Below are 21,626 nucleotides of genomic sequence, written 5' to 3'. Positions count from 1 at the left end.
CGGAGCGGGTACCGGCGCCACCGCAGTCAGGCAACTCCCCACGCGCACCGACCGCAAACCCATTGCGCGGGCGCGATCACTGCGCTAAAGCCGCCGTCCCGTTCCGCGCCCTTAGGTTCTCGCCGCTCTCGCCCATAGGATGAGGCTCTCGCCAACGCAGTTTCGTCCCCCACCCGCCACACCCTTTTAAGGACTCGCGTTGACCGATACGCCTGCCCTCGTCTTCGACGGAGACCGTCCCCGCGATGATGCCGAGTCGCTCCGCCTGCGGGAATGCTCACAGGAGCAGATCCGCACGATCGGACGCATCCAGGCGCACGGTGCCCTCTTCGGCATCGACGAGACGACCGGTGTCGTGGTCGTCGCGAGCGAGAACGTCGAGCACTGGCTCGGACGCGACCTCCGCCAGGCCGGCAACGAGACGCTCTCCTGGGCGATCGGCCAGGGACTGGCCGTCGATCCGGTGCGGGCGGAGTTCGAGGGTTCGCTCTACGACGTGATCGCGCATCGCGGCACCGCGCCGCTCATCGTCGAGCTCGAGCCTGTCGTGCCGGAGCTCGAGTACGTCCGCACCGGAGTCGTCGGCGCCATCCAGCGCTTGGCGGGGGTCAGCGACCCCGACGAGCTGCGGCAGCAGGCCGCCCGCGAGATCAAGGCCATCACGGGCTTCGACCGGGTCATGTGCTACGAGTTCCACGACGACGGCCACGGGCAGGTCGTGGCCGATGAGCGCGAGCCCGACATGGAGGCGTACTTCGGACTGCACTTCCCCGCCTCCGACATCCCGGTGCAGGCGCGCGCGCTCTACATCGAGAAGCGCTCCCGAGTGATCGCCGACACCGCGGACCCGGGCCTCGCCCTCCACACGCTCCTTCCGGAGGACGCCCCGCTCGATCTCGGAGGCACCGAGCTGCGCGCCGTGTCGCCGCACCACCTCCAGTTCATGCGCAACATGGGGCAGGCGGCGACGGTGTCGTTCGGCCTCGTCATGGGGGACCGCCTCGTGGGGATGTTCACGTGCGCCCACCGAACCCCCCGACGCATTCCGGTGCTGCTGCGCCGGGCCCTCGAGGTGATGGCGACCCAGGTCGTCAGCCAGCTCGCCGCTGCCGAGCAGATCCGGCGCCTGCGCCGGCAGCTCGAGGCGCGAGAGCGGCGGATCGCCCTCATCGCTCCGCTGTACGGGCGCGCCGATGTCGGCGCCGTGCTGATGAGCGGCGAGCGCACCGTGCTCGACGTGGTTCCCGCAGATGGCGCCCTGCTGCGGATGGGCGATGCAGTCCACACCGCGGGCGTCGTGCCCCCGCCGGCTCGCCTGTTCGCCGTCGTCGACGAACTCGGCCCGGGACGACTGCTGTGGGAGGCGCTCCCGATCGAACGGCCGGAGCTCGCGGTCGAGGTGCCGAGCGTCACCGGCCTTCTCATCGTCCCGCTCGGCGGCGACGGCGACATGCTCGTCTTCGTGCGCAGCGAGGTCTCGCGCACGGTCGACTGGCTCGGCGACCAGCGGCCGGAGAACCGCGACACACCGCTCTCGCCTCGCCGGTCGTTCTCCGCCTGGCGCGAGAGCGTCACGGGCCGCAGCCTCCCGTGGGGCGAGCACGCGCAGGACGCTGTGGACCTCGGCGAGGAGATCAGGTCGGCCATGGTCGCCCGCACCCAGGCGGAGCTCGCAGAGCTCGCACTGCGCGATGCCCTCACCGGTCTCCACAACCGCCGCTTCCTGGACGACCGGCTGGACGAGCTGCTGAACGGCTCCGAGGCCGCCGTGGCTGTCGTCTTCCTCGATCTCGACGACTTCAAGCTCATCAATGACACGTACGGTCACGAGATGGGCGACGCCGTCCTGGCCGCGATCGGCCGCCGGCTGAGCGGGGTCGCCCGCAGCTCCGACATCGTCGTGCGACTGGGCGGCGACGAGTTCGTGATCGTGTGCGTCGGCGCAGGGCGGGAGGAGGCCGCGGCGATCGCGGGGAGGGCCCTGGCCGTGATCACCGAACCGATCACGGTGCGGGGCGCCGAGGTCGCCGTGCGCGCCTCCGCGGGCGTCGTGGCGGCCGAACGAGGGGTCTCTCCGGGAGGACTGCTGGATGCCGCGGATGCAGCGATGTACCGCGCGAAGCGCGACGGCGGCGGTCGCGTCTCAGCGTGACGGGAGGTCGGGTTCGGGGAGGACCCGCAGCCCGGCCGACGAGTTCGCCGCGTCGATCAGGTCCTGCAGCCAGAGCCGGTTGATCTCGGGCATCGGCCCTTCATACTCGAACCGCAGCGACGTCACAGGCGAGATCCAGACGGCCTGACGCAGCGACGTGTTCTCGTCGACGTGCGCGAACGAGAGGTTCTCCCGACGCCGCAGCTTCGCCATGATGACCAGCTCGAGGTGAGCGAGGGTGCGATCGTCGATCGTGAAGGACGCCGGGGGTGCGCCGTAGTGAAGTATGCCCACGCTTCGATCCTACGGGCGGGCGGCGCAGGTACGCTGGTGCGATGGCGATCGTGAACCGGCTCACCGTCGATGGACGCGACTACTTCCTCCCCGACCCCGTCTCGGAGCTGAAGACGAAGATCCTCGAGGCGATCAAGGCGGGGGGCGGCTACGTGAACATCCCGCCGCTGCGCGGAGGCCCGGGCGTCGACATCCTGTTCTCCCCCGGCATGCCGGTGACGTGGTCGCAGTTCGAGGTCGGCGAAGCGCCGGTGGCTCCGGCCGACGAGCCGGTCGACCAGCTCGCCGACTACGAGCTCTGACGCGAGCCGTTCGCGCGCCGGTCAGCCCGCCGCGAGCAGCGCATCCATCTCTTCCGACGGCATCGGGAGCCCCCACAGGTAGCCCTGTCCGAGGTCGCAGCCGCGCTCGCGGGAGCGCTGGAGGTCCGCGAAGGTCTCGATGCCCTCGGCGACCACCCGCCAGCCGTTGCGGGCACTGCTGTCGACCACAGCGGCGACCGCGTCGTGGGCTTCGGCATCGGTGCGCTGCGTGAGCGATCGGTCGATCTTGACCTCGTCGATCGGCAGTGCTTCCAGCATGGCCACGGTGGTGTCTCCGCCGGCGTAGTCGTCGACCGAGATGGCGATCCCGACGGACTGCAATGCCTGCATCGCCGTGATCATCTCGGGACGCAGCTGGGGTGTCGGCGCTTCCGTGATCTCGACGGTCATTCCCGCGGGGTCGACGCCGAGCCGGTCCAGCCGCGCGACGATCGTGTCGGCGTATCGCCTCGAGAAGTGCGCCGGAGAGGCGTTCACCGAGAGTCCGAGCGCGTGTCCCGCCTCCCGCCACCGCAACACCTGCTCCGTCGCGCGCCCGAAGACCTGCAGATCGACCTCATCGAGGAATCGCCCCGCCTCCGCCAGGGGGATGAACGTGTCAGGCGGCACGGCGCCGAGGAGCGTGTGATTCCAGCGGCAGAGGGCCTCGACGGCGACGGGATCCGTCGCCGCCGCGGCATCGACCGGCCCGGCGGGGTCCAGGTCGTACTGCGGCTGGAACGCGATCCACAGCTCACCGCCGGAGAGCGCCGCGCGCAGGTCACGAGTGAGCTGGGGAGGAGGGGCCATGCCACCAGCGTCAAGTACGTACGCATCAAGGCGCAACACCGGACACGGGCGCGGAATCCGCGTATACTGCGCCGCACCGCGCGCAAGGCCCAATCCGACGCAGTCCCGTGTCGCGGGGGCTAAGGTGGGGGCGATGGGCACGCTCACCTACGACACCCGCGTCACGACGTCGATCGACGACCGGATCCTCGCGCATCTGCAGGCGGTGATCTGGGCCAAGCTGCGTCGCGGCGAGTCCTTCCCGTTCACGTGGAGCGACCCCACCCGCGCCGGCCTCGGACGCACCTCGGTGTGGCTGAGTCCGAACGTCTCGCTGGCGTTCGAGTACTTCGGCGGCCGCCAGCCGCGCCTCAACCCCGCGTGGGTGGAGGCCCTCACCAAGGCGGCGAACTCGCCCGCCGGCCTCACGATCGTGCCCGAGCCCGACAACCCCGCGGCACCCCAATAAAGCGCAGCCGGCGATGCTGTCAAGACCCCCGGGCGGGTGTCGACGCGTCCTTAACGTGGACGCATGACACAGCACACCGAAGACCGGGTCGGTGAGATCCATTGGTCGGCCCCCGAGCGAGGCTCGTGGGCCGCTGACCGCTTCGGACGCCAGGTGGGCGGGGTGAGGCGGGACGAGCACGGCTACGTGGCGACCCGTGGCGGCCGGACGGTCGGACGCTATCGTTCCCTCGACGCCGCGCTGGACGCGGTCGATCACCACAGCTGGACCCACCTTCAGCCGAGCCGCTACTGGACGCTGCTGCTTGCGACCATCAACGTGGGCATCATCGCCGCGATGTCGCTGATCGCGACCGCGATCCTCCGCTGACGCATCAGCTCCACACGCTGGGGGCCTTCGCACGTGTGGGAGGGAGAGCGGATGCTGCTGCCCAGTCGTGCACCCACGCGTCCACCTCGGGAACCCCCTCGGGGCGGCCGATCGCGGCGAAGAGCTCCTCGTGCGACAGCGTTCCCCCGGAGCGCTTCATCATCCGGGCCCGGATGATCGCGCGTGCGTACACCTCGCCGCCGACCACGGCGCGATGCTCGAGGTAGACGGCCTTGTCGTCGTGCCCGATCATGCGCGACTCGACGTCGAACTTCTGCCACAGGTTGAGCGACTTGCGGAAGGTCACCGTCTCGCTCGAGACCACGGCGTACCAGCCGTGCGTCTTCATGACGTCCCAGAGCCCGGTGCGCACGAGCAGATCCCATCGGCCGAGATCGAACAGCGAGAGGTAGCGACCATTGTTCATGTGACGCAGCAGGTCGATGTCGGTGAGCAGAGTGGTCAGCCGGATACGGCTGATCTCACTCGGGCCGAGTCGACCGCCCCGCCGCAGCCGTCGCCGCGCTGTCACCATCACGATCAGGGTCCGCCACATCACGTTCACGAGGTGCGATCGTAGCGATCCTCGACGGGTGTGCCGATTCGGTTGTCGATTCCCGACAGCACGGGGTCGCAGCATCCGTTCGCCACTCCAGGTTCACCGTCTGTTCGCCCGATTTCGGGTCTCGGGCCGACGCGCGTAGAGTCTGGCCATGGAAGCCGAAACCCAGACCGACATCGTCGTCCGTCCGGTGCGTGACGTCGACGCGGAGGCCCTCGGGCGCGTCCACGCGACCGCCTGGCACGAGACGTACGACCACCTCATCAGCAAGGCCGCCCTCGAGGCCGTCTCGCCCAAGCGCCTCGCCGAGCTCTGGACCCACTGGGCCGTCCAGGGTCCCGAGTTCAAGATGTTCGCCGCCCTCGTGAACGGCGAGATCGTCGGATTCGCAGGCTCCGGTCCCGCGCGCGACAAGGACGCCCCGCGCTTCCGCGAGCTGTACTTCATCTACCTGCTCGACGCCCACCACGGCACCGGCATCGGCCAGAAGCTCTTCGACGCGGTCGTCGAGCCCGCCGAAGGCCTCTACCTGTGGGTCGCCGACGACAACCCCCGCGCGCACCGCTTCTACACGCGCAACGGGTTCGCCCTCGACGGCGCGACGCACACCGAGCCCTTCCTCGGCGAGACTCTCACCGAGGTGCGCTTCGTGCGCTGACCCACCACTGTCCCGAAGGGGCGTGTCCGGTTCGCCGGGCACGCCCCTTCGGCGTTTCCGGCGGCGGAGCCGGAGCGCCCGCGCATCCGGAAGACTGGACCCATGCCGCCTCGCACCGCGCTCACCGTCTGGCCCCTGGAGGGCATCCCCGAGATCGAGGCGGGCGCCGACCTCGTCGATGTCATCGCCCGCGCGGCGGGCGACGAGCTCGCGGACGGCGACATCCTCGTGGTGACCTCGAAGATCGTCTCGAAGGCGGAGGGGCGCTTCGTCGTCGCCGACGACCGCGAAGACGCGATCACGTCCGAGACTGTGCGGGTCGTGGCATCGCGCACCACCCCCAACGGCTCCACGACCCGCATCGTCGAGAACCGCCTCGGCATGGTCTCGGCCGCGGCCGGCGTCGATGCGTCCAACACCCCCGAGGGCACGGTGCTCCTGCTGCCCGTGGACCCCGACGCCTCCGCACGCGCGATCGCCGCGGGTCTTCGGGAGCGGCTCGGCGCAGAGGTCGGCGTCATCGTGTCGGACACGCTCGGCCGCGCCTGGCGCGAGGGACAGACCGACCACGCGATCGGCGCGGGCGGCGTGCACGTCTTCGAGGACCTCCGCGGGGGCACGGATGCCGAGGGCCGCCCCCTCGTCGTCACCATGCCGTGCGTCGGGGACGAGCTCGCGGCGGCGACGGACCTCGTCAAGGGCAAGGCGACCCGGCGCCCCGTCGCCGTGGTGCGCGGACGCGCCGACCTCGTCGGCGCCCTGGATCTTCCCGGCGCCCGCTCGATCGTGCGCCCGCTCGAGAAGGACATGTTCCGCCTCGGCACCGACGAGGCCTACGCCGAGGGATTCGCCGCGGGCGCAGCATCCGTGGCGACCTGACCCGCCGGTGCAACACCACCCGATGGTCCTGCCTCTCACCTCTTGGTCCGCTGGCGAGGGGCCCGAAGACGCGGACCGGCCCGCCGCCGCGGTGCCGCGACGGCGGGCCGGAAACGGATGCTGCGGCTCAGCGCCCGGACTTCAGCACGGCCTGGCCGGCAGAGACCTGCACGTCGATCGTGCGGGACGCGCCGGGCGTCGAGCCGATGCTGTTGTCGAACTGGCCGGCCGAGACCTCCGAGCGCACGTCGTACTCGCCCTCGGGCACCGTGAGCCGCAGCGAACCGGCGCTCACGTCGAGCTCGATCGCATCCGGCGCAGCGCCGGTCAGCGTCGCGTCGAGGGAGCCCGCGCTCACGGTCAGGTCGGCCTCGCGCACGCCGTGGAGCTCGACGGTGCCGCGTCCTGCGCTGACATCGGCGCTGAGCGAGTCAGCCGAGCCCGACACGTCGAATGAGCCGGCCGCGAGCGAGAGGTCCAGCTCGCCGAACTCGCCGTCCGTCACGAACTCGCCTGCCGCGAGCGAGATGTCGGCGTCCAGTCCCTCCAGCGACGCGGGCAGGCGCAGCACGGCATCCGCTCCCCCGTCGCCGAACCATCCGCGCCAGCCGAACCAGTCGCGGTCCGGCGACGAGACCTGCAGCGTGTCGCCGTCGCGCTCGAGCCGCCAATCACCGGCGCCCCACGAGCTCGTCACCTCGAGTTCGGCCTCCCCGATGTCGGAGAACTCGACGCGCAGCGTGCCGGCGGCGGCGTCGACGTCGAGCGCCTCGATCCCGGCCGCGTCGACCGTTCGGGTCGAGGTGTGGACCGATGCCGAGGCGATGGTGCCGACGGCGGCCGAGGTCGCCGCGCCCAGGAGCACGATGCCGCCCAGCACGATCACGACGATCGCGACGGCGCGCGATCCTCCGGAGGACGGCCGCGGCGGTTCGGCGGGGCTGTCGGGCACCACGGGCGGAGGGGTCAGGGTCGTGCTCATCGGTTCGTTCCTGTCTGCGGCCCACGGCCGCTCGGTGTCGTCGGAGCCGGCGGCGTCGGGCCGCCGTGCTCGAGGTGGGCGATCGCGGCGAGCACGCGCCGGTTGCCCGATTCGTCGGGTTCGAGGTCCAGCTTCTGGAAGACCGCGGTGATGTGCTTCTCGACACTGCCCTCGGTGACGTGCAGCGTCTTCGCGATGGCCTGGTTGGAGCGCCCCTCGGCGATGAGCGCGAGCACAGAGGACTCGCGTTCGGTGAGGCGCAGCATCCGTTCGTCCCTCGTCCTGCGGCTGAGCAGCTGTGCGACCACTTCGGGGTCGAGGACCGTGGCACCCGCCGCGATGCGCTCGATCGCCTCGAGGAAGTCGGTGACGTCGGCCACGCGGTCCTTGAGGAGGTAGCCGAGCGCTCCGCCGCTGGACGAGATGAGGTCGGCGGCGTACCGCTCCTCGACGTACTGCGAGAGCACGAGCACCGCGAGCTGAGGCAGGCGTGCCCGCAGCGACAGGGCGGCGCGGATGCCCTCGTCCACCCAGGTCGGCGGCAGCCGCACGTCGAGGATGCACAGGTCGGGCGCCGTCGTGTCGACGGTCTCGTCGAGCCGCGAGGCGTCGGGGAGGGCGCCGACCACCTCGTGGCCGGCGTCTTCGAGCACCCGCACCAGGCCGGCGCGCAGCAGCGCCGAGTCCTCGCAGATCAGGATGCGCACGGGATACTCACCTCCACGCTCGTCGGTCCACCGGCGGGGCTGTCGATGCGCGCCTCGCCGCCGGCCGCGAGCACGCGGTTGACGATGCCGTCGAGACCGCCGCCGGGGATGACCCGCGCGCCGCCCACGCCGTTGTCTTCGACGCGGGCCCACAGCGTTCCAGGCTCGCGCAGTCGCGCGACCACGCGCACCTCGGTCGCCCGCGAGTGCTTGGCGGCGTTGGTGAGGGCCTCCGCGATCACGAAGTACGCCGCCGCCTCGGTGTCACGGCTGCACCGGCCGTCGAGGCGGACGTCGGTGTGCACCGGCACGACCGAACGGGCGACGAGCGCCGAGATGGCGGCGTCGAGTCCGCGATCGTCGAGGACGGACGTGTGGATGCCCCGGGCCAGCTGCCGGAGTTCCGTGATGGCCGCCTTGGTCGAGGTGTGCGCCTCGGTGATGAGGGCCTTCGCAGCCTCGGGATCGGCGTCGATCTTCTGCTGCGCGAGCCCGAGGGTCATGCCGACCGAGACGAGCCGCGGCTGGACGCCGTCGTGGAGGTCGCGCTCGATGCGGGTGCGCTCGACGTCGGCGGCGCGGACTGCGCCCGCGTGCTGCTGGCTCGACATGCGAGCCGCGGCGGCGAGCTGCGCCTCGCGCGACGGGACCATGATCGCCCGCGCGATGATGCCGTGGAGCACGCCGAGCCCGATGAGCGCGGCGGCCGAGAAGAGCGCTGCGAAGATGCCCACGGGTACCGCCCACGCGAGCGGCACCTCGATCCCGGTGCGCGCGAGCCGCACGGCGCTCGCGTCGGCGAACAGCGGCGCGAACACGAGAACGGCGCCCGAGACCAGGAGTCCGGCGAGTGCCACGACGACCCACCCGAGGATCGTCGCGATCGCGAGGTTCGCGATCGCGCGCCACGTGCCGGGGTCGATGGCCTGCATCCAGATCGTGCGCAGGAACCCGCCGAATCCGGGCCGGCCGCTGGTCCGCGGACGCAGCCGCGCAAGCCCGAACCGGTACAGCCCGTCGACGCGCTCGGTCTCGAGCCAGCCGAGGGCGAAGAGCACGTAGACGAGCCCGACGAGGAGGACGAGGCCGATGCCGAGCACGAACACGAGGCCGATGCCGACGCCGAGCAGCGTGAAGAGGAGGGAGAAGGCCGCGGCGCCGAGGACGCCGAGGGCCGCGAGCTGCGCGATGGCGCCCGCCACCTGGCCGGGCCGCGTCACCGGGCGGACGGGAGGAGAGTCCGAGGAGGTCATGTCACCAAAGTTAGGCGCGCGCGCCGCGCCGCGCGCCGGTGCCATCCGCACACTTCGCTTCGGGTTATCCCCCCTCCCCGGCCGCAGCCGCCACCCGAGTTCGGGGCGCAGGGCGCGCATTCGGGGCGTGCGGCATGCGCCCCGAACCCACGCGGCGCGCCCCGAACCCAGAAGGACGGTGACATGCCGGCGTCGGCGGCTCGGGCTAAGGTTGCGGCGATGCCAGCTGCAAGATCGCGCAAGACCCAGGGCACCCAGCCGCCTTCGTTCGACTTCGACGAGTCGTCGCTGGGCGCGCTCGACGCCGGCGACGACGCGATGCTCGACGCCGGGCGCCTCGACGGCGTCGCGTACTCGGGTATCGCCCGTGACACCTGGCAGCTCGAGTCCGGCGCCACTGTCGAGGCCTGCCGGTTCGACGGGCTCGACCTCGGAACGTGGGCGCTGCGCGGTGCCCACCTCGTCGAGTCCGTGTTCGCCGGCGCGAACGTGCCCACGGTGTCGGCCGCGCGCGGCGGCTGGCGCGATGTCGAGCTCCGCGACAGCCGGTTCGGCTCGGTCGAGGCCTACGACGTCGCCTGGCGCGGCATCCGTTTCAGTCGCTGCAAGCTCGGCTACGTGAACCTCCGCGGGGCCGAGCTGCTTGACGTCGCCTTCGTCGACTGCACCATCGACGAGATCGACCTGTTGGATGCCTCGGCCCGCCGTGTCGCGTTCGACGGCGCCCGCATCGGCACGCTGAACGCCGGCGGCGCCCGGCTCACCGACGTCGACCTGCGCGGGGCCGACCTCAGTCAGGTCGTCGGGATGGAGGGCCTCCGCGGCGCGACGATCTCGCCGGAGCAGCTGCAGCTCATGGCAGCGGCCCTCGCGGACCTCGCCGGCATCGTCGTCGAGTAGGCCGGTTGCGTCAGCGGCCGGAGACCTTGCCGAACAGGCGGGCGATCGGCGCCAGCACGAGCGGCCGCGCGGCGATCCAGGCTGCGGCGATCACGGCGAGCGACAGGGCGAAGAACCAGAACCCGGTCCAGTTGTCGGCGTACGCGTTCGGGTCGACCGAGCCCTGCGCCGCGTACATGTGGTTGAGGTTGCGCAACGCCCCGGTCGCGAACACGAGGAACACGTGCACTGCGATGAACACGACGAAGTAGAGCATCACCGGGAAGTGCACGGCGCGCGCCCACTCCACCGGGTACGCCTTGTTCAGCCCGGCCGCGTTCTTCGGCCAGACGTGGCTCATCCGGACCCCCGTCGCGATCGCGAGGGGTGCCGCGAGGAACACGGTGGCGAAGTAGGCCAGCTGCTGCAGCGAGTTGTAGTTCACCCAGCCGTTCTCGGTGGGCCAGTCCAGCGATACATACTGCAGAGCCGCCGACACCGCGTTCGGGAACACCTCCCACGACGTGGGCACGATCTTCATCCACTGGCCGGTCACGAACAGCAGCACCACGAAGATCACGCCGTTGACGATCCACAGGATGTCGAGCGACTGGTGGAACCACAGGTTCAGGCTCATCTTGCGCCGGCCGTTGCTGCGCGGCGACCAGAACACGCTCGGCCTCTTCTCGGTGCGCACCTGCAGGCCGGTGCGGATGATCAGCACCATCAGGAACACATTGAAGAAGTGCTGCCACCCGAGCCACGCCGGGATGCCGACCGGCGCTCCCTCGGGCAGGTGATACTCGCCCGGGTACGCCGCGAGGAAGTCCATGCCCCACGACGTCGACAGCAGCCAGCGCACGGCGAGCACGGCCATGCCGGCCGCGTACAGCAGTCCGGCGCCGCCGACGACGACCGCGCCGGCCCACTGGCCACGGGTGAACGGACCGATCCGCTTCGGCTCCGCCTTGGCCGCCGGATGCGCCTTGGCGGTGGCACCGGCCCACACCGTGCGACGGAACGGCAACGGCTCCGACAGCGAGACGCCGGTGGCGGTGGTGCGCGCTGCGGGGGCAGGAGTTTCGGACACCGTTGCTGCCACCCCGGAAGCGACGGCCGCCGACGCTTCGTGGACCGATGGGGGCTCGGCATCCGTCACCGGTGCCGCGGTCGCGGTCGGCGCGTACCCGGCCGGCGGCCACGGCTCGCCGCCCGCGACGCGGGGCAGACCGCGCCGCAGCGCCTTGGCACCGTCGCCGGATGCGGTCGGAGCTGATCCCGGTGCGGCAGCGCGCGGGGTGGCCGGGGCTCGCTGCGGCACCGCCGTCGAGTCGGCCTCCTGCTGTTCCGCAGTCACTTCTGGTGCGTGATCCGTCTCGGCACCCGCCGCAAGCGACTGCGGAACCACAGGCGCTTCCCCGGCGGGCGGCCAGGGCTCGCCGCCGGGCACGCGCGGCAGACCCCGGCGCAGCGTGACCGCACTCCGTGGTTCCGCAGTCACCTTCGGCGCGGCATCCTCCTGCGCACCCGCCACAACCGACTGCGGAACCGGATGATCGCCGGCGGCGGGGCCCTCGGCTGCCGGCACGGCGCCGTCGCCGTTGGTGGCGGGCGCGGCGCCGGCGGGCGGCCAGGGCTCGCCGCCAGGCGTGCGCGGGAGGCCGCGGCGCACCGTGGAACCGAACGTCGCCATGCCGGGTTACGCCCTCTTCGCCTCGAGCGCGGCGATCAGCTGCGGCACGACCGTGAACAGGTCGCCGACCACACCGAAGTCCGCGATCTCGAAGATCGGGGCGTCGGCGTCCTTGTTGATCGCGACGATCGTCTTGGCCGTCTGCATACCGGCCTTGTGCTGGATCGCACCCGAGATGCCGAGGGCCACATACAGCTGCGGCGACACCGACACACCGGTCTGCCCCACCTGGTACGAATACGGCACGTACCCGGCGTCCACCGCGGCCCGCGACGCGCCGATCGCGGCCCCGAGTGCGTCGGCGAGCTGCTCCACGAGGGCGAACTTCTCACCGGAGCCGAGTCCGCGTCCACCGGAGACGACCTTCGCCGCACCACGCAGCTCCGGACGCGACGACGACACCACGGCCTCATCAACTGAGGTCACGGTCGCGGCCCGACGCCCGGAGGCGCGGACCTCGAGCGGCTCCGCCTCGACTCCGGCGACCGCGTCGGCGCGGGCGTCGATCGAGCCCTGCCGGATCGTGATCACCGGCGCACCCCACGTGACGGCCGAGTCGACGTTGTAGGCACCGCCGTACACCGAGTGGTGCGCGACCACGCCCTCCGCATCACGGGATACGCCGACCGCGTCGACCGCCACCGCCGAGCGGGTGCGGGCGGCGAACCGGCCGGCGACCTCGCGGCCCTCCACCGAGTTCGCCACCAGGATCGCGTCGGGCCGCACCAGGTCGGCGGCCTCCGTCAGCGCGTCCACCCGCGGGACCGACAGTCCCTCGCCGGCCGGCGCAACCAGCACCGACGCGGCGCCGAGGGCCGCAGCATCCGCCGCCAGCGCGGCGTCGCCCACGATCACCGCGACCGGCGTGCCCACCGTCGCGGCAGCCCCCAGCAGCTCGGCAGCCGTCTTGGCGAGCCCGCCCGACGGCGTCGTGTCGAGGAGGACCAGGATCGAGTCATCTGCAAACGTCATCGGAGCACCCTCACGCGAGCCGGTTCTGGATGAGGAAGTCCGCGAGCTTCTGGCCCGCATCCCCCTCGTCGACGATCTTCACGCCGGCCTCACGCGGCGGCTTCTCACTGAGCGAGATCACGATCGACCGCGACGCATCCGGATCGTGCGGGTCGATCTCGAGCTCGGCGAGCGACAGCGTCTCGAACGGCTTCTTCTTGGCCGCCATGATTCCCTTGAAGTTGGGAAAGCGCGCGTCGGGCAGCGCCTCGGTGATCGAGATCACCGCCGGCAGCGCCGCCGTCACCTGCAGCGTCGCTCCATCCGACGCCCGCGTGCCCGACACCTCGCCCTCGCCGATCTCCACCGCGCTCAGGTACGTCGCGGACGGCACATCGAGGATCTCGGCCACCATCGCCGGGATCATCCCGCCCACCCCGTCGGTCGACAGGTTGCCGCCGATCACCAGGTCGAACCCAGTGCGCTGCAGCGCGGCAGCGAGCACCTCGGCGGTGAGCCCCAGATCGGCTCCGAGCAGCCCCTCGTCGACCACCTGCACGGCCGACGCGGCACCCATCGCGAGCCCCTTGCGCACCGTCGCCGCCGCCGATTCCGGCGTCATCGACAGGACGACCACCTCGGTGCCCGGCGTCTTGTCCGCGTACGACAGGGCCACCTCCAGCGCCCGCTCGCCGATCTCGTCGAGCACCGTCTCGCTCGCGCCACGATCGGCCAAGCCGGTCTCCAGCGACAGCCTGCGATCCCCATAGGTATCCGGGACTTCCTTGACCAGGACGACGATCTTCATACGATCTCCTCACGCTGGGCACGAGTCTATGGCTCGCGCCGCAATGTACCCAATCCCGCGAAATGAACCGGCGATGACCGACTCGCGACCTGCCGTGTGTATACATAAGCCGCCGTTTCGAGGCATCCGGGTGTCCGTGACAACCCGGTCGACCGGTACGGTGGGGACGAGGAGGTCGACATGGCAGCACCCAGGCGTCTTCCGGTCGACCCGATCGCCGAAGCCAAGCGCCAGTGGATCGCCCATGGCTGGGAGAACGCGGCCGCGGGCATGACCGCCGTGACCTCGATCATCCGCGCGCAGCAGCTCCTGTTCGCGCGCATCGACACCGCTCTGAGGCCGTTCGGCCTGTCGTTCGCCCGGTACGAGATGCTGCGCCTGCTCGGTTTCACGAGAGAGGGACGGATGCCGATGGCCAGTGCCATCGCCCGCCTGCAGGTGCACCCGACCAGCGTCACGAACACGGTCGACCGACTGGCCCGCGACGGGCTCGTCTCGCGAGAGCCGCACCCAGCTGACGGCCGTGCGGCGATGCTCGTGCTGACGGACACCGGGCGCGAGCTCGTGGAGCGTGCGACCACGGCCCTCAACACCGAAGTCTTCGAGGATCCGGGCCTCACCGACGCCGACACGACCGAGCTCGTGCGCATCATCGCGCGCTTCCGCAAGGACGCCGGCGACTTCACCGAGCCGAGACCCCAGCCTGACCCCCTCTGACCCGGTCAGCGGCCCTTGAATTCCGGAGCGCGCTTCTCGCGGAAGGCGGCCATGCCCTCCTTCTGGTCGGCGGTGTCGAAGAGGCTCGCGAACACGTGCTTCTCGAGGCGCAGGCCCTCGGCCATCGGGGTCTCCAGCGCGGCGTCCAGCACAGCCTTCGCGGCGTACAGCGACGGGAGGCTCTTCGACGCGATCGCCTCGGCCGTCTTCTGCGCCTCGGCGAGCAGGTCGGCCGCGGGCACGACGCGCGAGGCGAGTCCCGACCGCTCGGCTTCCGCAGCATCCATCATGCGTCCCGTGAGGATGAGCTCGGCGGCCTTGTAGTAGCCGACCGCACGGATGAGGCGCTGCGAGCCGCCCATGCCGGGGATCACGCCGAGGTTGATCTCGGGCTGCCCGAACTTCGCGGTGTCGGCGGCGAGGATGATGTCGCACATCATCGCGAGCTCGCAGCCGCCGCCGAGCGCGTAGCCCGACACGGCCGCAATGACAGGGGTGCGGACGGCGGCGAACTGCGTCCAGCCGCCGAAGTGGTCGCCCATCAGCATCTCGAGCCCGTTCTTGGACTCCATCTCCTTGATGTCGGCGCCGGCCGCGAACGCCCGCTCCGAGCCTGTCACGACGATCGCGCCGATCCCCTCATCGGCATCGAAGACGGATGCCGCGGCCACGACGTCGCGGCACACCTGCGAGTTCAGCGCGTTGAGCGCCTCCGGCCGGTTGAGGGTGATCCACCCCACCCTCCCGCGAGTCTCGACCAGGATCGTCTCGTACTCGGCCGCCTGGTCCTCGGTCATCTCTGCTCCTTCGGTTGAGTCGTCCTGATCGTAAAGCCTCGGCTCCGCAGTCACTTCCGGTCGGTGTCCTGTGGACTCCGACGCACAAGCCGACTGCGGAGCGGAGAGACGCACTCGCTCCGCAGTCGGTTGTTGCTCGGGCTCGGGGGGCGGCGCCTCAGGAGCGACCGCGGGGCAGGGGGGCGGGGGGGTCAGTCTGAGAACTCGCGGATCGAGTTGATGATGCCGGAGAAGTCCTGGCCCGCGCCGGGGCCGTCCGCGTAGTGGGCGTAGATCTCGCGCGCGAGCATGCCCATGCGGGCATCCACTCCTGTGAGCTGGATCGCCTGCTCGGCCAGACCCAGGTCCTTGTTCATGAGGGCTCCTGCGAATCCGGGCCGGTAGTCGCGATTCGCCGGACTCGTCGGCACCGGCCCCGGCACGGGGCAGTTCGTCGTCAGCGCCCAGCACTGGCCCGACGCGTTCGAGGCCACGTCGAACAGTGCCTGGTGCGAGAGCCCCAGTCGCTCGCCCAGCACGAACGCCTCGGCCACCGCGATCTGCGACACCGCGAGGATCATGTTGTTGCAGACCTTCGCGGCCTGGCCGAGCCCGGCGCCGCCGCAGTGCACGACGCGACGGCCCATCGCCTCCAGGAGCGGCCGGGCGGCGTCGAAGTCGTCGTCCGTGCCGCCGACCATGAACGCGAGCGTGGCGTTCTCGGCTCCGACCACCCCGCCCGACACCGGGGCGTCGAGCGAGCGGTGCCCGGCCGCCTCGGCGAGCGCGTGCGCGGCGCGCGCCTCGTCGACGGCGATCGTCGAGCAGTCGATGAACAGCGCTCCGGATGCCGCGACGTCGAGGAGCCCCTGAGCTCCGCCGGAACCCCGATAGGCCTCGAGCACCTGCGTGCCGGTCTGGAACATCGTGATGACGACGTCCGCAGCGGTGGCGGCATCCGTTCCCGAATCCCCGACGATCAGCCCCGCCTCTCGCGCCGCGTCGACCGCGGCGGGGAAGACGTCGAAGCCGACCACCTCGTGTCCGCTGCCGGCGAGATTCCGCGCCATGGGCAGGCCCATATGGCCGAGCCCCAGGAATGCGACCTTCATGTCGGACCTCCTCGTCCTGAGAGCGTCAGTGCGCGAGCAGCTGGCGGCCGATGATCACGCGCATGATCTCGTTGGTCCCCTCCAGGATCTGATGCACACGCAGATCGCGCACCACCTTCTCGATCCCGTACTCGTGGAGGTAACCGTAGCCGCCGTGCAGCTGCAGCGCCTGGTTCGCGACGGTGAAGCCCGCGTCGGTGGCGAACCGCTTGGCCATCGCGCACTGCATGGATGCGTCGGGGGCCTTCGCGTCGACCGCCGCGGCGGCGTCGCGAACGAGCGCGCGCGCCGCGCGCAGCTCGGTGGCCATGTCGGCGAGGGCGAACACGACAGCCTGCTTCTCGGCGAGCGGCTCGCCGAAGGTGAAGCGCTCGTGCACGTACTTCACCGCGCGGTCGAGGGCCCACTGCGCGCCGCCCAGCGAGCACGCGGCGATGTTGATGCGGCCCCCGTCGAGCGCCGACATCGCGATCTTGAACCCCTGACCCTCGCCGCCGAGGATGTTCGCGACGGGCACGCGCACCTCGTCGAGGATCACCTGCCGCGTCGGCTGGGCGTTCCAGCCCATCTTGTGCTCGAGCTGCCCGAACGACAGCCCGGGGGCGTCGGCCGGCACGAGGAACGCGGTGATGCCGCGGGCGCCGGCGTCGGCATCGGTGCGGGCCATGACGATGTAGACGGATGCCTCGCCCCCGCCGGAGATGAACTGCTTGACTCCGGTCAGCACGTACTCGTCGCCGGACCGGATCGCGCTCGTCGCGATGGCGGCGGCATCGGATCCTGCACCCGGCTCGGTGAGGCAGTAGCTGCCGAAGCCCTGCATCGACGTCAGGAGTGCAAGCCACTCATGGCGCTGGGCATCGGTGCCGTACGTGTCGATCATCCACGCCACCATGTTGTGGATCGAGATGTAGGCGGCGATGGCGGGGTCGCCCTTCGCCAGCTCCTCGAAGATCGCGGCCGCGTCGGAGCGCGTGAGGCCCGACCCGCCGACGTCCTCGCGGACGTAGATGCCGCCCAGGCCGAGCTCGCCGCCGAGCTGCAGCGTCTCGCGGGGGAAGTGCGATGCCCTGTCCCACTCCAGCGCGTGCGGCGCGAGTTCGGACTGTGCGAAATCGCGCACGGCTTCGATGATGGCTGCGCGCTCGTCTTCGCTGATGGCGACGGGAGCGAGCACGGGGACAGGGGTGGCGTCCATTACGTCTCTCCGGTGAGTCAGGGTGACGGCTTCGTCACGACTTCCAGAATACTAGGACATCCATGTACTTGCTCGGTAATCCGTGCAACCGACTCGTCTTGTGCTGTTCACCCCGGGGTCACCTTCGCTAGAGAGGCTCGAACCGATTCGGTCTGGACGCTGGGTTCCATTCCGTGTCGCACCCGTCACCCCCTTTTCATGAGGACACGCATGCCTTCGTATCTCTTCCGCCGCGCCGTCGCGTTCACCGCGACGACCGCGGCCGTCTGCGCGCTCGCGCTGACCAGCAGCACCGCGGCATCCGCCGCGCTCGTTCCGGATTACTTCAGCGACTCCGCCCCGAACGCCGCACTCGCTCTGACCCCGCTCGGCACGCACGAGGCCGGCGTCTACGCGGAGTCCGCCGCCGAGATCGTCCAGGCCTACCGCGACCGCCTGTTCGTGGTCAACGCGCAGGCCGGCACCGTGGTCGTGCTCGACAACACCGACCCCGAGCACCCGGCCGAGCTGTTCTCGATCGCCTCGACGGGCGTCGCGAACTCGCTCGCCGTCCGCGACGACGGTCTCGGCGTGGTCGCGTTCGAGGCGGAGACCAAGACCGACAAGGGCCACCTCCTGTTCTTCGACGCGAACGAGGACTCTGCCGAAGCGGCGGTGCTCGGAGAGGTCGAGGTCGGGGCCCTTCCCGACATGGTCACCGTCTCGAAGGACGGCAAGTACGCGGTCGTGGCGAACGAGGGTGAGCCCGCCGACGACTTCTCGCTCGACCCCGAGGGCTCGGTCAGCGTCGTGACGCTTCCGGCCGGCGTCGCCGCTCCGGCCCAGAGTGCGGTCAAGACCGCCGGCTTCGGCGCCTTCGAGGCGGGCGGCGCGAAGACGCTCGCCCCCGAGGTGCGCGTGTTCGGCCCCGACGTCGCGGCACCCGACCAGGGCGACAAGCCGCTCACGGCCAACCGCGTGAGCCGCAACCTCGAGCCGGAGTACATCACGGTCGACGGCACCACCGCCTACGCGGCACTGCAGGAGGCCAACGCGATCGCCGTCATCGACCTCACCAAGCCCGAGGTCACCTCGATCCTCCCGCTCGGGTACAAGGACTACGGCACCCCGGGCAACGGTCTCGACGCGAGCGACCGCGACCCGCAGGGCGCTCCGACCGTCAACATCAAGACGTACCCCGGCCTCAAGGGCCTGTACATGCCCGACGGCATCCAGTCGTTCCAGGCGACCGTCGGAGGCAAGACCGCGACGTACCTCGTCACGGCGAACGAGGGCGACGCGCGCGAGTGGGGTGTGGAGGGCACCGACTCCTACTTCATCGACGAGGCCCGCGTCAAGGACCTCGGCAAGGACGGCCTCGCCGGCATCTGCGCGACCGGTCCGCTCTCGGAGATCGCGAACATCCAGAAGGACGACGTCCTCGGTCGCCTCAAGGTGGTCACCGATCTCGGCAAGGCCGAAGGCGCCGACTGCTACAGCGAGCTGTACGCCTACGGCGGTCGCTCGTTCTCGATCTGGGACACCACGGGCGACCTCGTGTTCGATTCGGGCGACGACTTCGAGCAGATCACGTCGCAGATCCCGGGCCTGGTGTTCAACGCGAGCAATGACAACAACACCAGCAACGACCGCAGCGACGACAAGGGCCCGGAGCCCGAGAACGTCACGATCGGCGTCGTCGGCGGCAAGACCTACGCCTTCGTCGGCCTCGAGCGCGTCGGCGGCGTGATGGTCTACGACATCACCGATCCCGCGGCGGCGCAGTTCGTCACGTACGTCAACAACCGCGACTACACGCAGGACGTGAAGACCGCCGCGGCCGGCGATCTCGGCCCTGAGGGCATCCAGTTCATCTCCGCACTGCGCTCGTCGACGGGCACCCCGCAGCTCGTCGTGGGCAGCGAGGTCTCGGGCACCACCACCGTGTGGGACGTCGAGCAGCTCACCGCCTCGCAGCCCGACGTGCGCGTGCTGACGATCAACGACTTCCACGGTCGCCTCGTGCAGGAGACCGGCGGAGTCGCGGGTGCGGCGGTTCTCGCGGGTGCGGTCGACAAGTACCGTCAGCAGAACCCGAACACGCTGTTCGTCTCGGCCGGCGACAACATCGGCGCCTCGGCGTTCGAGTCGTTCATCGACGACGACGACCCGACGATCGATGCGCTCGTCGCCGCCGGTCTCGACGCCAGCGCGGTCGGAAACCACGAGTTCGACCAGGGCTTCGACGATCTGGTGAACGACGTGATCCCGAGCTTCGAAAGCGACGAGCACGCCGACGCGATGAGCGATTTCGCCCTCGGCGCCAACGTCTTCATGAAGGGCACCGACGAGCACGCTCTGCAGCCGTACACGATCAAGACGGTCAACGGCACGAAGATCGCGTTCGTCGGCGTCGTCACGACGCAGACGGCCGGCATGGTGAGCCCCGACGGCATCGCCGGCATCGAGTTCCGCGACCTGGTCGACTCGGCCAACGACGCGGCCGCGGACGCGGTGGCCGAAGGCGCCGACGTCGTCATCCTGCTCGCCCACGAGGGCGCCGCGAGCTCGGCGATCGAGGCCAGCCAGTCGGGCGACGCGTTCGGCGACCTGGTCGAGAACGCGTCGGACGACATCGACGCCATCGTCTCGGCGCACACGCACCAGCGGTATGCGCACGAGATCGGCGGTCGCCCGGTCATCCAGGCGCACCAGTACGGCACCGCGCTCGGCACGCTCGACATCGAGCTGACGGAGACCGGCGAGCTCGAGTCGATCACCGGCGGCACCGTGTCGCTGTACGACTCGGTCGTGAGCCAGCACGTGGCGTATCCGCAGACCGAGACGACGTCGATCGTCGACGACGCCGCGAAGGTCGCGAACGAGAAGGGTCAGGTACAGGTCGGTTCGATCACGGCCGACATCCTCCGCGGCAAGACCTCGACCGGCAGCGAGGACCGCGGCGCGCACTCCACACTCGGCAACACCGTCGCCGACGTCTACCTGTGGGCGACGAGCACGAACCCGGGCTACGGCGGTCAGGACGCGCAGATCGCATTCATGAACCCGGGCGGGCTGCGCAATGACCTGCTGTTCGGCGACGACAACGGCGCGATGTCGTACCGCGAGGTCGCGAACGTCCAGCCGTTCGGCAACACCCTGGTCACGCTCGACCTGACCGGCGCGCAGATCAAGGAGATCCTCGAGCAGCAGTGGCAGCCCGACGGCGCCTCGCGCCCGAAGCTCGCCCTCGGTGTCTCGAAGGGCTTCACCTTCGAGTACGACCCGGCGGCCGCCCGCGGTGCGCACGTCGTGTCGATGCAGTACCAGGGGGATGAAGTCGACCCGACCGACACCTTCCGCGTCGTGACGAACTCGTTCCTCTCGGCCGGTGGCGACAACTTCTTCTCCTTCGCCGACGGTGAGAACGTGCTCGACTCGGGCCAGATCGACCTGCAGGCGACGGTGGACTTCTTCGCCGCCGCCGGCGGACCGGTCGCGCCGTCGCCCGCGAACCGCGCGTACCTGATCGGTGAGCACCCCCCGGTCGAGGGCACCGACCCCGGCACCGATCCCGGCACGGGCCCGGGCACCGATCCCGGCACCACCCCGCCCACGCCCGTGAACCCCGGCGGCAACCCGCCGGCGGCAGGCGTGCAGCGCGGCGGCGACTGGGCGCAGGTCGATGTGGGCTCCGGCCGTGTCGAGCGGGGCGGCACGCTGCGCGTCGCACTCTCGGGCCTCGAGCCGAATCAGACGGTGGCCGCGACGCTCTTCAGCGACCCGGTCGTGGTCTCGGGCATCCCGGCAGCCGACGCGCAGGGCCGTCTGAGCTTCGCCGTCGCGATCCCGTCGGACATCGCGCTCGGCGACCATCGCCTGGTGATCACGTCAGCGGGTCTGGACCCGATCGAGGTGGGCGTCACGGTCGTGGCTCCCGGTGCCCTCGCCGCCACCGGCTCGGAGTTCCCATGGGGCATCGCCGCCGGGGGCGCAGCGCTGCTGATGGTCGCAGGCTCCGCGCTCTTCGTGATCCGCAAGCGTCGCGACAGCACCGCGGGCTGACACACCGCATCCGAGGCGGCCCCCACCCTCTG

The 21,626-nt window shown here is 70.7% G+C and carries 21 protein-coding genes; 9 read left to right on the top strand and 12 right to left on the bottom strand.

Annotated features, from left to right (window positions below; all coding sequences use genetic code 11):
• Nucleotides 1-199: 199 nt before the first annotated feature.
• Nucleotides 200-2,152 (top strand): sensor domain-containing diguanylate cyclase, encoded by a 1,953-nt coding sequence (locus tag RS82_RS11940; RefSeq protein ID WP_052676815.1) that lies wholly within the window; start codon nt 200-202, stop codon nt 2,150-2,152.
• Here RS82_RS11940 and RS82_RS11935 read toward each other — a convergent pair.
• Nucleotides 2,144-2,446: a DUF7882 family protein gene (locus RS82_RS11935; RefSeq protein ID WP_045299719.1), complete on the bottom strand. Its 303-nt coding sequence runs from the start codon at nt 2,444-2,446 to the stop codon at nt 2,144-2,146. The genes RS82_RS11940 and RS82_RS11935 overlap by 9 nt on opposite strands.
• A gap of 41 nt (nt 2,447-2,487) precedes the next feature.
• On the opposite strand from RS82_RS11935, the gene RS82_RS11930 reads away from it, so the two are divergent.
• A complete protein-coding gene (locus RS82_RS11930; RefSeq protein ID WP_045299717.1) occupies nt 2,488-2,748 on the top strand; it encodes a hypothetical protein in 261 nt (86 codons plus the stop codon).
• Between the two features lie 21 nt (nt 2,749-2,769).
• Here the strand turns inward: RS82_RS11930 and RS82_RS11925 are convergent, their stop codons facing one another.
• Nucleotides 2,770-3,558 (bottom strand): EAL domain-containing protein, encoded by a 789-nt coding sequence (locus tag RS82_RS11925; RefSeq protein WP_045299716.1) that lies wholly within the window; start codon nt 3,556-3,558, stop codon nt 2,770-2,772.
• Between the two features lie 133 nt (nt 3,559-3,691).
• Here RS82_RS11925 and RS82_RS11920 point away from each other — a divergent pair, with 133 nt between their 5' ends.
• Nucleotides 3,692-4,006 (top strand): DUF7882 family protein, encoded by a 315-nt coding sequence (locus RS82_RS11920; RefSeq protein WP_045299714.1) that lies wholly within the window; start codon nt 3,692-3,694, stop codon nt 4,004-4,006.
• Nucleotides 4,007-4,069: 63 nt separating this feature from the next.
• Nucleotides 4,070-4,375: a hypothetical protein gene (locus RS82_RS11915; RefSeq protein WP_045299712.1), complete on the top strand. Its 306-nt coding sequence runs from the start codon at nt 4,070-4,072 to the stop codon at nt 4,373-4,375.
• 4 nt (nt 4,376-4,379) lie between these two features.
• Here the strand turns inward: RS82_RS11915 and RS82_RS11910 are convergent, their stop codons facing one another.
• The gene (locus tag RS82_RS11910) at nt 4,380-4,940 is read right to left on the bottom strand and encodes a thioesterase family protein (RefSeq protein ID WP_045299710.1); all 561 of its coding nucleotides are present in this window, start codon (nt 4,938-4,940) and stop codon (nt 4,380-4,382) included.
• Between the two features lie 148 nt (nt 4,941-5,088).
• On the opposite strand from RS82_RS11910, the gene RS82_RS11905 reads away from it, so the two are divergent.
• Nucleotides 5,089-5,595 (top strand): GNAT family N-acetyltransferase, encoded by a 507-nt coding sequence (locus tag RS82_RS11905; RefSeq protein ID WP_045299709.1) that lies wholly within the window; start codon nt 5,089-5,091, stop codon nt 5,593-5,595.
• A gap of 102 nt (nt 5,596-5,697) precedes the next feature.
• The gene (cofE, locus tag RS82_RS11900) at nt 5,698-6,474 is read left to right on the top strand and encodes a coenzyme F420-0:L-glutamate ligase (RefSeq protein WP_045299707.1); all 777 of its coding nucleotides are present in this window, start codon (nt 5,698-5,700) and stop codon (nt 6,472-6,474) included.
• Nucleotides 6,475-6,601: 127 nt separating this feature from the next.
• Here the strand turns inward: cofE and RS82_RS11895 are convergent, their stop codons facing one another.
• Genes RS82_RS11895 through RS82_RS11885 form a run of 3 tightly spaced genes read right to left on the bottom strand, consistent with a single transcriptional unit; the run spans nt 6,602 to nt 9,416 of the window.
• Nucleotides 6,602-7,456, bottom strand: coding sequence for a DUF4097 family beta strand repeat-containing protein (locus tag RS82_RS11895; RefSeq protein ID WP_045299705.1), 855 nt, complete (start codon nt 7,454-7,456; stop codon nt 6,602-6,604).
• Nucleotides 7,453-8,163 carry a response regulator gene (locus RS82_RS11890; RefSeq protein WP_045299704.1) on the bottom strand — a complete coding sequence of 237 codons (711 nt, stop codon included), beginning with the start codon at nt 8,161-8,163 and terminating at the stop codon, nt 7,453-7,455. The genes RS82_RS11895 and RS82_RS11890 overlap by 4 nt, the downstream gene beginning before the upstream one ends.
• Nucleotides 8,151-9,416 carry a sensor histidine kinase gene (locus RS82_RS11885; RefSeq protein ID WP_045299702.1) on the bottom strand — a complete coding sequence of 422 codons (1,266 nt, stop codon included), beginning with the start codon at nt 9,414-9,416 and terminating at the stop codon, nt 8,151-8,153. The genes RS82_RS11890 and RS82_RS11885 overlap by 13 nt, the downstream gene beginning before the upstream one ends.
• Nucleotides 9,417-9,635: 219 nt before the next feature.
• Between RS82_RS11885 and RS82_RS11880 the strand changes: the two genes are divergently transcribed.
• The gene (locus RS82_RS11880; RefSeq protein ID WP_052676814.1) at nt 9,636-10,316 is read left to right on the top strand and encodes a pentapeptide repeat-containing protein; all 681 of its coding nucleotides are present in this window, start codon (nt 9,636-9,638) and stop codon (nt 10,314-10,316) included.
• 10 nt (nt 10,317-10,326) lie between these two features.
• On the opposite strand, the gene RS82_RS11875 is transcribed toward RS82_RS11880, so the two are convergent.
• Genes RS82_RS11875 through RS82_RS11865 form a run of 3 tightly spaced genes read right to left on the bottom strand, consistent with a single transcriptional unit; the run spans nt 10,327 to nt 13,747 of the window.
• Nucleotides 10,327-11,988 (bottom strand): cytochrome b/b6 domain-containing protein, encoded by a 1,662-nt coding sequence (locus tag RS82_RS11875; protein WP_045299699.1) that lies wholly within the window; start codon nt 11,986-11,988, stop codon nt 10,327-10,329.
• Nucleotides 11,989-11,994: 6 nt separating this feature from the next.
• On the bottom strand, nt 11,995-12,960 hold the full coding sequence (locus tag RS82_RS11870) for an electron transfer flavoprotein subunit alpha/FixB family protein (RefSeq protein ID WP_045299697.1): 966 nt from the start codon (nt 12,958-12,960) through the stop codon (nt 11,995-11,997).
• Nucleotides 12,961-12,970: 10 nt separating this feature from the next.
• A complete protein-coding gene (locus tag RS82_RS11865; protein ID WP_045299694.1) occupies nt 12,971-13,747 on the bottom strand; it encodes an electron transfer flavoprotein subunit beta/FixA family protein in 777 nt (258 codons plus the stop codon).
• Nucleotides 13,748-13,927: 180 nt separating this feature from the next.
• Here RS82_RS11865 and RS82_RS11860 point away from each other — a divergent pair, with 180 nt between their 5' ends.
• The gene (locus tag RS82_RS11860) at nt 13,928-14,464 is read left to right on the top strand and encodes a MarR family winged helix-turn-helix transcriptional regulator (protein ID WP_045299693.1); all 537 of its coding nucleotides are present in this window, start codon (nt 13,928-13,930) and stop codon (nt 14,462-14,464) included.
• Nucleotides 14,465-14,469: 5 nt separating this feature from the next.
• Here RS82_RS11860 and RS82_RS11855 read toward each other — a convergent pair whose 3' ends face one another.
• From RS82_RS11855 to RS82_RS11845, 3 genes are all read right to left on the bottom strand, one after another.
• On the bottom strand, nt 14,470-15,261 hold the full coding sequence (locus tag RS82_RS11855; protein WP_045299691.1) for an enoyl-CoA hydratase-related protein: 792 nt from the start codon (nt 15,259-15,261) through the stop codon (nt 14,470-14,472).
• 191 nt (nt 15,262-15,452) lie between these two features.
• Nucleotides 15,453-16,352: a 3-hydroxyisobutyrate dehydrogenase gene (gene mmsB / locus RS82_RS11850; RefSeq protein WP_045299689.1), complete on the bottom strand. Its 900-nt coding sequence runs from the start codon at nt 16,350-16,352 to the stop codon at nt 15,453-15,455.
• Nucleotides 16,353-16,377: 25 nt separating this feature from the next.
• Entirely contained in the window at nt 16,378-17,550 is a 1,173-nt protein-coding gene (locus tag RS82_RS11845; RefSeq protein ID WP_045299687.1) for an acyl-CoA dehydrogenase family protein, read from the bottom strand.
• A gap of 210 nt (nt 17,551-17,760) precedes the next feature.
• Here RS82_RS11845 and RS82_RS21080 point away from each other — a divergent pair, with 210 nt between their 5' ends.
• Complete coding sequence (locus RS82_RS21080) at nt 17,761-21,594, top strand: choice-of-anchor I family protein (RefSeq protein ID WP_045299684.1); 3,834 nt, start codon at nt 17,761-17,763, stop codon at nt 21,592-21,594.
• Nucleotides 21,595-21,626: the final 32 nt, after the last annotated feature.

This window comes from Microbacterium trichothecenolyticum (genome assembly GCF_000956465.1).
Classification (GTDB): Bacteria; Actinomycetota; Actinomycetes; order Actinomycetales; family Microbacteriaceae; genus Microbacterium; species Microbacterium trichothecenolyticum.
This window is presented reverse-complemented; position numbering and strand designations above follow the sequence as displayed.

What these genes read in the sequence shown, in the direction of transcription:
- RS82_RS11930 (WP_045299717.1), top strand. Translation starts at nt 2,488, where the DNA reads ATGGCGATCGTGAACCGGCTCACCGTCGATGGACGCGACTACTTCCTC.
- RS82_RS11925 (WP_045299716.1), bottom strand. Translation starts at nt 3,558, where the DNA reads ATGGCCCCTCCTCCCCAGCTCACTCGTGACCTGCGCGCGGCGCTCTCC.
- RS82_RS11920 (WP_045299714.1), top strand. Translation starts at nt 3,692, where the DNA reads ATGGGCACGCTCACCTACGACACCCGCGTCACGACGTCGATCGACGAC.
- RS82_RS11915 (WP_045299712.1), top strand. Translation starts at nt 4,070, where the DNA reads ATGACACAGCACACCGAAGACCGGGTCGGTGAGATCCATTGGTCGGCC.
- RS82_RS11905 (WP_045299709.1), top strand. Translation starts at nt 5,089, where the DNA reads ATGGAAGCCGAAACCCAGACCGACATCGTCGTCCGTCCGGTGCGTGAC.
- cofE (WP_045299707.1), top strand. Translation starts at nt 5,698, where the DNA reads ATGCCGCCTCGCACCGCGCTCACCGTCTGGCCCCTGGAGGGCATCCCC.
- RS82_RS11895 (WP_045299705.1), bottom strand. Translation starts at nt 7,456, where the DNA reads ATGAGCACGACCCTGACCCCTCCGCCCGTGGTGCCCGACAGCCCCGCC.
- RS82_RS11885 (WP_045299702.1), bottom strand. Translation starts at nt 9,416, where the DNA reads ATGACCTCCTCGGACTCTCCTCCCGTCCGCCCGGTGACGCGGCCCGGC.
- RS82_RS11880 (WP_052676814.1), top strand. Translation starts at nt 9,636, where the DNA reads ATGCCAGCTGCAAGATCGCGCAAGACCCAGGGCACCCAGCCGCCTTCG.
- RS82_RS11875 (WP_045299699.1), bottom strand. Translation starts at nt 11,988, where the DNA reads ATGGCGACGTTCGGTTCCACGGTGCGCCGCGGCCTCCCGCGCACGCCT.
- RS82_RS11870 (WP_045299697.1), bottom strand. Translation starts at nt 12,960, where the DNA reads ATGACGTTTGCAGATGACTCGATCCTGGTCCTCCTCGACACGACGCCG.
- RS82_RS11865 (WP_045299694.1), bottom strand. Translation starts at nt 13,747, where the DNA reads ATGAAGATCGTCGTCCTGGTCAAGGAAGTCCCGGATACCTATGGGGAT.
- RS82_RS11860 (WP_045299693.1), top strand. Translation starts at nt 13,928, where the DNA reads ATGGCAGCACCCAGGCGTCTTCCGGTCGACCCGATCGCCGAAGCCAAG.
- RS82_RS11855 (WP_045299691.1), bottom strand. Translation starts at nt 15,261, where the DNA reads ATGACCGAGGACCAGGCGGCCGAGTACGAGACGATCCTGGTCGAGACT.
- mmsB (WP_045299689.1), bottom strand. Translation starts at nt 16,352, where the DNA reads ATGAAGGTCGCATTCCTGGGGCTCGGCCATATGGGCCTGCCCATGGCG.
- RS82_RS11845 (WP_045299687.1), bottom strand. Translation starts at nt 17,550, where the DNA reads ATGGACGCCACCCCTGTCCCCGTGCTCGCTCCCGTCGCCATCAGCGAA.
- RS82_RS21080 (WP_045299684.1), top strand. Translation starts at nt 17,761, where the DNA reads ATGCCTTCGTATCTCTTCCGCCGCGCCGTCGCGTTCACCGCGACGACC.